At 55.2% G+C, this 12204-nt stretch carries 9 protein-coding genes and 1 pseudogene; 6 read left to right on the forward strand and 4 right to left on the reverse strand.

Going from position 1 to position 12204, the window contains the following annotated elements:
- The first annotated feature begins 399 nt into the window (after positions 1-399).
- Together SB13_RS07930 and SB13_RS07935 are read left to right on the forward strand one after the other, a co-directional pair.
- Positions 400-1482: an iron-containing alcohol dehydrogenase family protein gene (locus SB13_RS07930; RefSeq protein ID WP_026739831.1), complete on the forward strand. Its 1083-nt coding sequence runs from the start codon at positions 400-402 to the stop codon at positions 1480-1482.
- Positions 1483-2020: 538 nt separating this feature from the next.
- Positions 2021-2770, forward strand: a complete 750-nt coding sequence (locus tag SB13_RS07935; protein WP_026739832.1) for a CDP-diacylglycerol diphosphatase — start codon at positions 2021-2023, stop codon at positions 2768-2770.
- A gap of 38 nt (positions 2771-2808) precedes the next feature.
- On the opposite strand, the gene SB13_RS07940 is transcribed toward SB13_RS07935, so the two are convergent.
- Positions 2809-3654 carry a GNAT family N-acetyltransferase gene (locus SB13_RS07940; protein WP_026739833.1) on the reverse strand — a complete coding sequence of 282 codons (846 nt, stop codon included), beginning with the start codon at positions 3652-3654 and terminating at the stop codon, positions 2809-2811.
- Positions 3655-3950: 296 nt separating this feature from the next.
- Between SB13_RS07940 and SB13_RS07950 the strand changes: the two are divergent.
- The 3 genes and pseudogenes from SB13_RS07950 to SB13_RS07965 all read left to right on the forward strand — a co-directional run bounded on the left by SB13_RS07950 (position 3951) and on the right by SB13_RS07965 (position 6306).
- Positions 3951-4434 (forward strand): annotated as a pseudogene (locus SB13_RS07950) (OsmC family protein).
- A gap of 869 nt (positions 4435-5303) precedes the next feature.
- Positions 5304-5675 (forward strand): hypothetical protein, encoded by a 372-nt coding sequence (locus SB13_RS17860; protein ID WP_026739836.1) that lies wholly within the window; start codon positions 5304-5306, stop codon positions 5673-5675.
- A complete protein-coding gene (locus SB13_RS07965) occupies positions 5668-6306 on the forward strand; it encodes a LysE family translocator (RefSeq protein WP_026739837.1) in 639 nt (212 codons plus the stop codon). Before SB13_RS17860 ends, SB13_RS07965 begins: the two co-directional genes overlap by 8 nt.
- 135 nt (positions 6307-6441) lie before the next feature.
- On the opposite strand, the gene yjeH is transcribed toward SB13_RS07965, so the two are convergent.
- A complete protein-coding gene (yjeH, locus tag SB13_RS07970; RefSeq protein WP_081821836.1) occupies positions 6442-7770 on the reverse strand; it encodes an L-methionine/branched-chain amino acid transporter in 1329 nt (442 codons plus the stop codon).
- Between the two features lie 1632 nt (positions 7771-9402).
- Between yjeH and SB13_RS07975 the strand changes: the two genes are divergently transcribed.
- On the forward strand, positions 9403-10731 hold the full coding sequence (locus tag SB13_RS07975) for an APC family permease (protein ID WP_152545825.1): 1329 nt from the start codon (positions 9403-9405) through the stop codon (positions 10729-10731).
- A gap of 43 nt (positions 10732-10774) precedes the next feature.
- Here SB13_RS07975 and SB13_RS07980 read toward each other — a convergent pair whose 3' ends face one another.
- Both SB13_RS07980 and SB13_RS07985 read right to left on the reverse strand, forming a co-directional pair.
- Entirely contained in the window at positions 10775-11389 is a 615-nt protein-coding gene (locus tag SB13_RS07980; RefSeq protein ID WP_026739839.1) for an RraA family protein, read from the reverse strand.
- Positions 11386-12195, reverse strand: a complete 810-nt coding sequence (locus SB13_RS07985) for an ABC transporter ATP-binding protein (RefSeq protein ID WP_026739840.1) — start codon at positions 12193-12195, stop codon at positions 11386-11388. The genes SB13_RS07980 and SB13_RS07985 overlap by 4 nt, the downstream gene beginning before the upstream one ends.
- Positions 12196-12204 lie beyond the last annotated feature (9 nt).

Here is a 12204-nt window from a genome sequence, read left to right on the forward strand (position 1 = left end):
TGAGTCGATACCCCATAGATATCACGCCATTAGTTTTATCGAAAGCGCTATGATTTTATGAATGCCCAGCGATAGCATTAATTTTATCTATATTAATCAAATAATTAACCAGAACCAGGCGTCACTGGCGTACGGAAAACCGCCGTCAAAGACGCTATCCATCGTGCGTGAGGGCCTCAGGTAAAACCCAACCCGGCAGCTCTAAGGCGGTAAGCGGCTAGGCATCGGCGAAAAACCCTGCGCCGTTTCCCTCCGACGTCACGACGTTCCGAGCAGTGGATCCGCCACCGGTGAGTTATCTCTTTTTGAAGTAATGCATTGCCAGATTCGTGCTTTTGATTCGCGAGCCGGCGTTGCTATAAGTGGGCTATTTCTATCACCGCCAGCGAGACTCTGCATATGATGGCTATCCAGGCACCGCAAACCTACCTCAACCGCGACGGGTTAATCAGCGAAGTGGGCGACTTTATCGAGCCGCTGGCCTCACGCATTTTGATTATCACGGGCCCGCAAGCCTGGCAGGCGACGTCTCAGGCTATTGAGTCCAGCCTGCGCCAACACAACATCCTGTACGAAGTGGCCTTCCAGCAAGGTCCGTGTACTCATCAGGCCATCGACCAACTGGCGACGGCGGCCAGAACGTGGAACGCCGAGCTGATTCTGGGCGTCGGCGGCGGCCGCGCGCTGGACTGTGCGAAGGCCGTCGGCGACCTCCTCGGACAGCTGCCGGTGGTCGCCGTCCCGACCATTGCCGCCACCTGTGCCGCCTGGTCGCCAATCAGCGTGATCTATGACGGCAGAGGCGCGCATGTTGCCCCCTTGCCGTTGAAACGACTGCCGGTGTGGGTCCTGGTCGACAGTGCGGTAATCGCACGCAGTCCCGCACGCTATCTCAAAGCCGGCATCGTGGATGCGCTCGCGAAGTGGTACGAATTCCAACCCTATTTGCAGGCGGATACCACATCGCTGGCGCTGATGTTGAAGGCGCAGGCCGCAGGTCTGGCGCTGGAAACGTTTAACCGTCACGGCGACCAGGCGCTGAAGGATATTGAAGCGCAACGCGTCACGAGCGCACTGCGGCAGGTCATCGACGCCAATATTGCGCTGGCGGGATTAGCGAATAGCATGAAGGACGATGTGGCCCGCGTCGGCGTCGCACACGCCATTCATAACAGCATGACTCGCCTGCCCGAGCTGCATCACTGGCTGCATGGCGAGAAGGTCGGTTTCGGGTTGGTGGTGCAGGCGCTGCTCAACACCGAGCGGGAAGAGGAGCGGCAGCCGCTGCTGGCACTGCTGTCCCGCTTCGGCAGTCCGTTGACGTTGACCCAGCTGGGGCTGGCGGAGAAACCGGAGCAAGTCGAAAGCATAGCGCGCCATGTGCGCATTCGTTCCGCCGCGCTCCTGCCTTTCGCCGTGGATAGCGATGCGATACTGAAAGCGCTGTGGAAGACCGAGCACCTGACGACCGTCGCCGCCTGACGGAAGATCGCCCCCTTTTTCTGGACCTCGGCGGTGGCGGCAGAGCGCCACTCGGCCGCGGACTCTGACGCCCCCCGAAACAAACCGAAGATGTGCGCGTCAAAATTCCGTAAACAACGTCAAACCGGCTAAGCGCGAGCCCTTACCCACGACTCTACTGCCCGCATTTTTCAGACCGCGTGATCCCCGCCAACGCCCTCTCGCCCTTCTCAACGGGGACGGTCTGCGCGCAGGCCGCGTCATTGACCGTTTCTAAGTCGCCCTGCGTCGGGCATTTCGTCAGGCGCACACGCTGGAAGCGATGTGTATTAACGCGCGATCGTAACAATTTATCCTAGCGCAGATACCGGATACCTCATGTTTTCGCTCTGTAACTCCGCTATATTATCTGTGGTTCCGGACCCGACAACGTGTAAAACTTCGATGCAGAATCAAGTTCTATCCACTATGTAACCGTTATCACCCGTGGCGGCGAGAAGGGGATACAACCTGGTTTTTATCTGGAACCCATCATTCAATTATGCAGGAGGCGTAATACATGCAGAGGAAAAAGAAGATAGGGTACACGATAGCGGCCGTCATCGTGTTGCTGGTGCTGATCGGGGTCCTCCTGTTCAGAGACAGCAGCGATGCGCTGTGGAACACGGTCGCTGAGCAGTGCGTTCCCAATCAGCAGCAGGGCTCTCCCGCGCCTTGTCTTGCGGTCAATAGCCGAACTCAATCCGCGCTACTTAAAGACAGAAATGGTCCCCATCACGACCTGTTAATCCCAACGGAAAAAATCTCCGGGATCGAAAGCCCCGCGTTGCAAGCGCACAACGTTCCGCCTTTTTTCGCCGCCGCCTGGGAATCCCGTCAGCACCTGTCCAACGAAGCGGGCAAAACGCTGCCGGATGACATCCTTGTGCTGGCCGTCAACTCACGCTATGCGCGCTCGCAGGAACAGCTGCACATCCATATCTCCTGCCTGAGGCCCGAGGCCTACCAGACGCTGCGCGAACAGGGAAATGCCCTATCGACCGACTGGCAGCCGCTGGGCGAAGAGCTGCGTGGACATCGCTATCTGGCGAAGAAGCTGACCACGCAAGATCTGACGCGAGACGATCCGTTTAAAGAGCTCTACGCCTATGTACAGCGTCAGGGGGATAGCATAGACAACTACGGACTGGCGCTAACCGTCACGCCCGATGGTGAGAAACTGCTGCTGGCTAACCGGGGCGTCCGCTTCGGCTTTAACCGCGGCTCGACCTCTGAGCTGATCGACACCCAGTGCTCACTGGCGCGTTAATCGATGACGGGACCCGTTATCGGGTCCCGTATTTTTGTTCAGGCCATCGCCTGCGACATGAGCGCGAACGCCCGAGGCCCCTTGGCATCGTTCTTCCACGGTTCGCCCCGCACCATCACCACCGGCGCATCCACCTGCGTCAATCCGAAACGAGATAACCCTCCGCCCAGCCCTTGAGCCGCATCCGTATCGATACGCACAAAATCGCCCACGCTGTCCTGCATGAGCTGTGCGACGATCCGCTGCGCATCCGGCAAGCGCCAGGCGATGACCGGACCGAGTGCCCAGCCGCGTCCGAAACGACGGCTGGCGCCCCAGCCGACGATGCGATCGCCCTCTTCTAACACCCAAAGTTCGGCATGATGGAAAAGATAGGATACGAGCGTCGACCGCATCAGACCGTTGGCCTGCCTATCCTGTTCAATCAATACGGGGAGATCCCCCTCACGGGCGAGGCGAAGCCGCTGTCCGGCCGAAACCTCCACGCGCGGGGCCGCCTGCAGACAAGGGGTCTGAAACTGCTGGGTTTCACCGATCGCCTTAAAGCCCAACGACTGATACAGGGGAAGTCCCGCGACAGTGGCATGCAGCCTGAGCTGTCGGTCGCCCAGCGCCGCTATTTGTTGTTCCAGCAGAAGTCGGCCAATGCCCTGCCCCTGAAATTTATCCTCGACCACAATCAAACCGAGGGTGGCCCACTCCGCGCCCCAACGCCAGCTCAGCGCCGTGCCTACTACCTGCCCCTCACACTCGGCGACCCTTCCCTCGCCGAGCCGCAACGCTTCTTGCCAGTCCTCCACCCGATGCGGCCAGTGCAGCTGCTGAGTCAGCCGATGCCCGGCCGAAGAGTCGGCCTGCGTCATCGGCCGCAACATGATGTCCATTATCCTCATCCTTTCATTGGGCTGACGTCGCGGCGGTGTCGTTTCCCCCACAACGAGCCGAGTCAAAACCGATTCGACGGCGCCGCCCCAGGCATCCGCCCGTCGATGAAACACGTTGCGAACCTATCCCAAGCCTGGTCCTGACGCAATGACGCGATGTCCGCGGCCAGCGCGTCTATAGATGCCGCTCGCCCCTTGCCAAGCATATCCGAACTGGCATAACGTGATTTTGCCATCGTCCCCATCGGGGGTGCGATGTCTGCGACCGCGCTTATAGCAAACCAATGGGGAATATCATGGCCGAAAAACAGCATACTTACCGGATAAACGTTCGTTGGACGGGCAATCAGGGCAGCGGAACCGACAGCTACCGCGGTTATAGCCGCAGCCATGTAATCAGCGCGCCGGGTAAAGCCGCCGCCATTTTGGGATCGTCGGACCCCAGCTTTCGTGGCGATGCGGCGCTTTGGAATCCGGAAGAACTGCTGCTGGCCTCTCTCTCCGCCTGCCATAAGCTGTGGTATCTGGGCCTTTGCGCCGGAGCAGGCGTGAATGTGATGGAGTACGAGGACGCCGCAGAAGGCGTTATGCTCGAGGAAAAGAGCGGCGCGGGACAATTTCTGTCGGTCACGCTGCGGCCGCGGCTGGTGGTGACGGCGGCGTCGAATCTGCAAACGGCTCATGCATTGCATGCATCAGGCTCACGAGATGTGTTTCATCGCCCGCTCGGTGAATTTTGAGGTGCGCTGCGAACCCGTCATCAGTTCCTCCGTCGCATAACCCCTTATCGTGTTTAGCGTCACGGCAATCCTCTCCTTGTCCGCCAGATCCACTTGCCGGAGACGACTTGCGCCCTGCATTGCCTGAGTCCTAGGCGTTCAGGTGACGTATCGGCCTCATCGCCTGATCTTGGGGCCGATATCACGTCCTTAAGCTCCCTTAAGGAAGGTCGCAACATCGTGGCCATCCGGTCGAATGTTCCCTCTCGGGGCCGAATGAACGATCTCGATGAAGACGTCCGCTCCGCCTGTCATTAGATCAACAAAAATTAAGCAATAACTGGCTAATTTTCATCACTTGCTACTGATTTTTTCTTAATAGCCTTATTTTACCTCACCGGCCATAACTTTCCCTTTTTAATAAAAAAGGATATTATTGTGGGAATTGAATCGCCGTGTGATTAAGTATTTAATGACATAAGCATCAATCAAAATCGAATTATATCCAAGCCTAATGCTACAAGGAGTGTAATATCGTGGCTGACCAAACGGTAGTGGATTACCCTTATTTCAAGATGATATACAAGATCTTGAAAATAGTCCCCGCTGGTGATCTTTTTCTCGCACAGGGAACCCGAAAACAGCAGAGAAAACCCGATAGAGGCCGAAAATACCAGAAAAGCCTCACGTGGCTACCAAGCAAAAAAACGGTTTTCCGTCAGATACTTCCCATCAAATGCTCTTACCCCAGCGCCAATACCCCCGCACACAGTCCCCCTGTAAACGATTCCACCACTGACTTCCTGTTTATTTTATTACCAATAATAGTTATGTGTTTTTTTTACTATCTTTTGCTATTTAGGCGTTATTTTAGGGAAAAAGTCACCATCGGACACCTCCCTTTATTTTCACTTTAACGATGTGACTCTTATGAAAAAGAATTATTTTTTACACAATATGGTTAAGCATCATTATACACTATCGCCTTACCCTATTTGGCTGGCGATAATTAAACCGTTCAAAATAGTCGAGGCGAAAATGAAATGGGCTTGTGACGATGACACGCTATATCGGGATAAAAAGACAGGGCACAGTGGGCCGCTAATTATGCGGTCGCGGCGCTGGAAATATTTCGCCAACGGGGAATTCTATTTGTTGTACAGCCGACGTCACGAACAGGGTGTCAACGGGTTGACGCCGGAGGGTGAAGCGGGAATGACCGATGCACGCAAAAAATGGGCTCGGGGCCACCTGCTGCCGAGCAAACTGGCGCCCAGACAAGCCGAGGGATACCATGACTGACGTTAACTGGCCTCTGTTTCTCATCGCCTCATTCATCTTCTGCGCCATCCCCGGAAAGGATGTGGAGTGCGTTACCGGTAACTTTGATCGGTTTGGCAAGAAAGCCGCGCTGAGCGGAATCGTCGGACTGGCGCTGGGTTACTATTGCTATGTCATTTTATCCTGGCTGATCGTCAGCTTCACGCTGGCGGCTTCCCCCGTCGTGCTGACCGTCCTCAAGCTGTTGGGCGCGCTGTTTTTGATCTGGGAGGGCTGCCGCATTTACCGCATGCCCCCGGCGTCGCGCTATTTATCTAAACGTACGACGATGACCACGGTACATCCGTCCTCCTTCTTTCTACAGGGGACAACCCGCAGCCTGCAGAACCTCCGGACGGGCCTCTTTTATCTCTCCTTCTTTTCCCAGTTCATATCGCCGAACAGCTCCGGCGATATGTTTATTCTGATGGGATCGCTGTTTTGCCTGGGGACCATGGCTTTCAATCTGGCGTATTGCTACTTATCTCCCTGGCTCAAGAAGCTGTCCGTCAACGACATCGACTTCTTCCTTTCCCAAGTGCCGGCAATGCTGCTGTTGGCTATCGGCAGCTGGATGACGTGTGAAATTGCCTGGGAGGTCATGCCGGAGTAGCGAGAAGAGGACAAACGCCTCGCGATGCGCCAGCCGCTGAACTGTAGGGCGCATCGCGCGGCGCTCGTTAAATAGAAGATCGACCGTTCCATCAGGGAGAACGCGCCCGGCATCAGGCGCGTTCTTTCGGTGGTTTTAGGCCTCAGGCTCGCCGGAAGACGCTACCGTCTGACGCTGGCGCCATGAGCTTAAGACAAAGGCAAGCAGCGTGATCACGACGGCATACCGCATGTTGTCGCCGATAACACAGGCGACGCCAAGACAAAACAGGCTCGCCAACAGCGCCACGACTCGTTGATGTCCGCGCAGCAGGCGACACGCCGACAGAGAAGCGGCCAGATAGATCATCACAAACACACCATTGGCACAGGCAATCAGGCTATCCAGACCAATAGAGCAACCGTACTTGAGGGCGACGGTGATGGCGACGGGCAGTACAGCGAACAGCGTCGCCACGACCGGCGTATGGAAACGGTTACGGTATGCCAAAAAACGGCTTAGCGCGCCTTCTCCCTTCATTGAAACAATCAATCGGGTGAAACTGATGATATAGAGATTGACCGCGGCAAGACAGGTCAAAAACCCCATTAGCCCCGTCACTATCGCCCCCGTTCGCCCAAACGCCTGCCCTATCAGCCGGGGCAATGATGAGATATTGTCGACTTCGTTGCCAAAGGCAGAAAACCGCAGCACGGTGTAGCTCAGCAAACAATACAGGCTGAGCGCGATTGTCAAAGAGATAACCATCGTGCGGGGAAAATCTCTTTCGGGAGAAGCGAACTCCGGCGCAAGATGAGCGACGGCCTCAATTCCCACAAAGCACCAGAAAATAATGCCCATCGCCTTGAAGAACGGTAATAGACTATCGCCGCCAGTCGGTATGACCTTGGGTGCGGCATTTGGCGCTTCCGTTAATCCCACCACGATAGCGCTGATGAGCACCAGCGCCGTCAGCACGGTAATCCCAAATTGCACATTGCCCGACAGCGTCACGTTGAAAGTATTGACGATCAGAATCAGCGACAGCATAAGCAGCGCGAAATAACCGCAGTAGACCGGTGGAAGACCCAGACAGTACACCAGATAGTTAGCGCCGGTGATCACCGCCACCGGCGGCCCGATGGGGATGACAGACAGGTACAGCCAAGAGATGCTCTGCCGCAGGCGATGTCCATAGGCCAGCTCAACAAAATGCGCGGTACCGGCGCTGTGAGGGAATTGACGCCCTAGCAGCGCGAAGGTGAAAACCACGGGCAGCACCAGCAACGTCATACTCAACCATGCTAGCCATGCCCACGGCCCGACCAGTCCGGCCACCATCGCCGGAACAATGAATACGCCTGAACCTAACAGCGTAGAAACCAGAAATCCCNCTCCCTGATGTAGACTTAACTTACCGCACTGCTCAGACACGACATCTCTCCCTTTATCGAATCCCTGACATCCAAATAACGACAATGGCACAAGTCGTAAACACGTAACGCTTTATCATCGGGACGGTCCGCATTCTATATTTCGATCAGCGAACGCTCACGAATAGTGCCGTATGAAGGTTGGCTCATAGTGAAACAAGCGTAAATATCACCAATGGAATTCAGATTCGTGCCGATGCGATGGCCATCTCCAGCCAATTCACCGCGATAATCCCGCGATCATTCTCACGCTTGATGATGTTAATCGGCCATTCGAAGCCTATATACTCATCATACTGCCGAATACGTCCAATCCCTTCAACCAAACGCGTATATTGGGGATCAGAAAATCGTCATAACGATGTTGTTTAGCACTAGCTTCATACAGCACGGTATCTATCAGCGGAAAAATAATATGACTAAGGTATTAATTCCAAATATCGTAAATTCTATCGATATTCTCAGGCAACACGGATGCTTCAATCGCCAGTCGCCTATTCCCTTTTTTCCAGACGATTGAAACCAGCGCCCATAAAATTACTCAGCCCACGGCACATTTAGAATGTGGCATTAGGAATATCACCGACAACTTTATTCTGCACATCGTCTTTGAAACTATTCATTTTTTCTATAATAAAGACATCACATGCATAAACTTTGTGTACGGCTTCACTTTTTATCGCCGTCCTATACGAAAAAAGATACCGTGTAAACTTTTATCAGCCATATCCTCAGCAGCGCTACAGAAATGACGCGCCGACAGCGGCTCGCTTCTACAATCACCCGCATATCTTTGGTATCTAACCTCAATATTTCATTCTGTTTATCTCTTCGGGAAAGCATTCTTTGTAGAATTTTCTTGATAGATGTCATAAACAATACACTCAAAATAAAATCATTCTCCGCATAGCACTCAACGTAAATATCAACATTAATCAATGAGGGCGCTTAGAACATAGCTAAACATGCCTGATAAGCAGGTACTTCCCGGCGTGAGGAAATTGAATGCATTGGATTTGTTTAGAAAATAAAAAAATCAAATACACCGCAATCATTTATATTTCAGCAAATAAAAAACTCAAAAATCATTGATGACAAACATTATTTTTACCGCAAGAGTATGCAATAGGAAACGCAATTAACGCATCAGAATAAAAAAGAAAATTCTATTTTCAGTCTTTTTATTTATGGTATAGAGGTTATGCTATTCCTTACACCAAAATGGTGTATACGTATTGGCGAAAAGGCGATCATGGTTCATGATCAGGCAAATGCCTGGAAAACTAAAAACGAATTCGGGCAACCGCTACGACATCAGCATCCCGAATAAACAGCAGTCTTTTTATCTACCGCTTATTCATCTCAACGCGGTATGACATTAAGTCAAAGTCAGCGTGATTTTACATTCCATAGCCGATAATAAGCGATGAAACAGTTGTTCCATCGTGGTGCCTGAATAGCGTGACGTGCTGAAAAAGAGTGCAATGACTTCACCATGAAATGGGGCTATTCATTCCGGTTCTCACGCGGCAAGAACGTCTTTTCCCTCGCGGCATAGGCGATAACAGCGGGAACGTGTATTATCCCGGCCGGATTATTCCGTTTAACACACTGGCGATGGCACATTATTTGCTGCCGTTAGCGCATAGCAATCATAAATTCTTGGATGAAACGGGATACTGTTATGGCGAAAGAGAGCGCAGAGAACCAAAGAAAACTGGGGTTATGGCAGGTGGTGATTATTGGTGTCGCGTACATGACGCCCATGACCGTTTTCGACACCTTCGGGATTGTCTCCGGCCTCACCGAGGGCCGTGTGCCGCTCGCCTATTTGCTGGCGCTGGTGGCCGTTCTGCTTACGGCGCACAGCTACGGCCGCATGGTGAAAGCCTTTCCCGAAGCGGGTTCGGCGTATACCTACACGCGCAAAACCTGCGGCAACCAGGCCGGATTCCTCGTCGGCTGGGCCTCGCTGCTGGACTATATGCTGCTGCCGATGATCAACGCGCTGCTCGCGGGTATCTACCTGAGATCGCTGTTTCCTCAGCTGCCGCCATGGATTTGGATTGTCGCCTTCACGTTGCTGGTCACGTGGATTAACAGTCGCAATATCAAATTATTGGCCAACCTGAACTTTCTCTTTGTCGGTGCGCCCGTCGTGCTGATGGGCGTGTTCATCTATCTGGTGATTCAGGGCGTCAGCCATCAGGGCGGTCCCGATGCCGTCTGGACGCTGCGGCCCCTGTTGAACGGCGACACCAGCATGATCCCGCTCATCGGTGGGGCGGCGGTGCTGTGCTTCTCTTTTCTGGGATTCGATGCCGTGACGACCTTGTCCAATGAGACTCGCTCGCCGAAGCACACCATCCCTCGCGCCGTCTTCCTGACCGCCTTGATCGGGGGCGCCATCTTCTTCACGGCCTCTTGGTTTATTCAGCTGTATTATCCGACCAACGCGCAGTTCAAGAATCCCTCCGAAGCGATGCCGGAAATCGTTCTGTATGTGGGCGGCGCCCTGTTTCAGTCGCTGTTTCTGGTCGCGATCCTGATTAATACCTTCGCCTCCGCGCTGGCCTCCCACGCCAGCGCGGCGCGCCTGCTGCACATCATGGGGCGCGACGGGATTTTCCCAGGTTCGTTGTTCAGCTACGTCCACCCGCGCCTTGGCAGCCCGCTGTTCTGCGTGCTGTTTATCGGCGGACTGTCGATGAGCGCCATGTTCTTCGGGCTGGATACCGCCGTGTCATTGATCAGCTTCGGCGCGCTGGTGGCGTTCACCGCGGTCAACGCGTCGGTCATCGCCCTTCATGTCATTCGAGACAAACGACTGTCCTCAGCCAAAGAGTGGCTATTCAACCTGATTCTTCCGCTGCTCGGCATCGGCACCATTGGCGTCATGTGGGCACATCTGGAAAAGGATTCCATGATTCTGGGTCTGGTCTGGTCGGCCATCGGGCTCGGCTGGATCATTTGGTTCCGGGTCACCAAACGCGAACTGGTGTTCTCCTCCTGACCTGTCGCGGTTCCCGAACCGCGCAGGGCCGCCCGACTCTTTTTTAGCCGCGACGCCGCATCAGATCGTCCCGACGTTCGGCGTCGGCGCGCGACTTCTCACTCACCGGCAGAAGCCAGTGAGCCGCGCGCTCCGCGCTCAAAATAAACACGCCGTCATCATCTGCCAGAGCCATATCGCCGGGACGAACCGTCACCCCGCTGACGACGATGGGATGGTTGACCTCGCCGCCGGTTCCCTGTGCCCGCGTGGTGATAGCGCTGATACCACGGCAGAATACCGGCCATCCCAACGCCCGCAACGCCCGCGCATCCGTTATCGCCCCTGACACGATCACGCCCGCCACGCCTTTGACCTGCGCCGCCAACGTTCGCAGTTCGCCCCAGCAGGCACGCTCGGCGTCTTCCATCGCGTCGATGACCAGCACATCGCCCGGCTGACTCAGCAACAGCGCCTCGCGCAGCGCGCCGCCGTCCGGCATCCGTAGTCTGACGGTCACCACGTTGCCCGCCAGACTAACGCCCGGAAACAACGGGCGCACGCCAGGCAGATAGCCCTCATCCGTCAGATGGCCCAGCGTGGAGGTCTCTATTTGCCGCCACTGGGCCAGTAGATCGTCGCTCACATTCTGCTGACGCGGCAATAGGTCGTAAGTCATCGGTTCGCCTTCTCTGACACTGGCCGCTCGCGGCCGAAAGGAATACACAGCGGGGTCTGGAAAAAGGGATCGGGGATAATACGGCAGTCCAGATTGAACACCGTTTTCACCATCGTTTCCGTCAGAATGTCGGCGGGCCGTCCCTGCGCAAACGCCGTGCGGTTATGCACCGCCACCATGTGATCGGCGTAGCGGCAGGCCAGATTCAGGTCGTGCAGCACCATAACAATCGTCTTACCGGCCTGACGGTTCAGATCGCGCAACAGATCCAGCACCTCAATCTGATGCGCCAGATCGAGATAGGTCGTCGGCTCATCCAGCAACAGCACCTCCGTATCCTGCGCCAGCGTCATCGCAATCCACACCCGCTGGCGCTGGCCGCCGGACAACGCATCCACCGGCCGCTCGGCCAGATCCGTGGTCCCGGTCTGCTGCAACGCCTGAATGACGCGCGCCTCATCCTCTTGCGACCACTGCTGAAACCAGTTCTGGTAGGGATAGCGCCCCAAACTCACCAGTTGCCGGACGGTGATCCCCTCCGGCGCATCCGGCCGCTGCGGCAGGATCGCCAGTTGCCGAGCCACCGCCAGCGNGGACTGGCGATGGATGTCCTCGCCGTTAAGCAGCACGGCACCGGCCTGTGGCGCCAGCAGCCGGGCGAACGACTTCAATAGCGTACTTTTCCCGCAGCCGTTGCTGCCGATGAGCACCGATATTTTGCCGCGCGGCAGCCGGATATTGAGCTGGTCAATGATGATCTGCGGCGGATAGCCGAGCGTCAGATCGCGGCTGGTGATAGCGGTCATGCTTCATTA

Origin of the sequence: Lonsdalea quercina subsp. quercina, assembly GCF_000688695.1 — a bacterium.
In the GTDB taxonomy this organism is placed as follows: Bacteria; Pseudomonadota; Gammaproteobacteria; order Enterobacterales; family Enterobacteriaceae; genus Lonsdalea; species Lonsdalea quercina_D.

Coding starts and splice junctions, on each gene's coding strand:
- SB13_RS07930 (WP_026739831.1), top strand. CDS start 400: ATGATGGCTATCCAGGCACCGCAAACCTACCTCAACCGCGACGGGTTA.
- SB13_RS07935 (WP_026739832.1), top strand. CDS start 2,021: ATGCAGAGGAAAAAGAAGATAGGGTACACGATAGCGGCCGTCATCGTG.
- SB13_RS07940 (WP_026739833.1), bottom strand. CDS start 3,654: ATGGACATCATGTTGCGGCCGATGACGCAGGCCGACTCTTCGGCCGGG.
- SB13_RS17860 (WP_026739836.1), top strand. CDS start 5,304: ATGAAAAAGAATTATTTTTTACACAATATGGTTAAGCATCATTATACA.
- SB13_RS07965 (WP_026739837.1), top strand. CDS start 5,668: ATGACTGACGTTAACTGGCCTCTGTTTCTCATCGCCTCATTCATCTTC.
- SB13_RS07975 (WP_152545825.1), top strand. CDS start 9,403: ATGGCGAAAGAGAGCGCAGAGAACCAAAGAAAACTGGGGTTATGGCAG.
- SB13_RS07980 (WP_026739839.1), bottom strand. CDS start 11,389: ATGACTTACGACCTATTGCCGCGTCAGCAGAATGTGAGCGACGATCTA.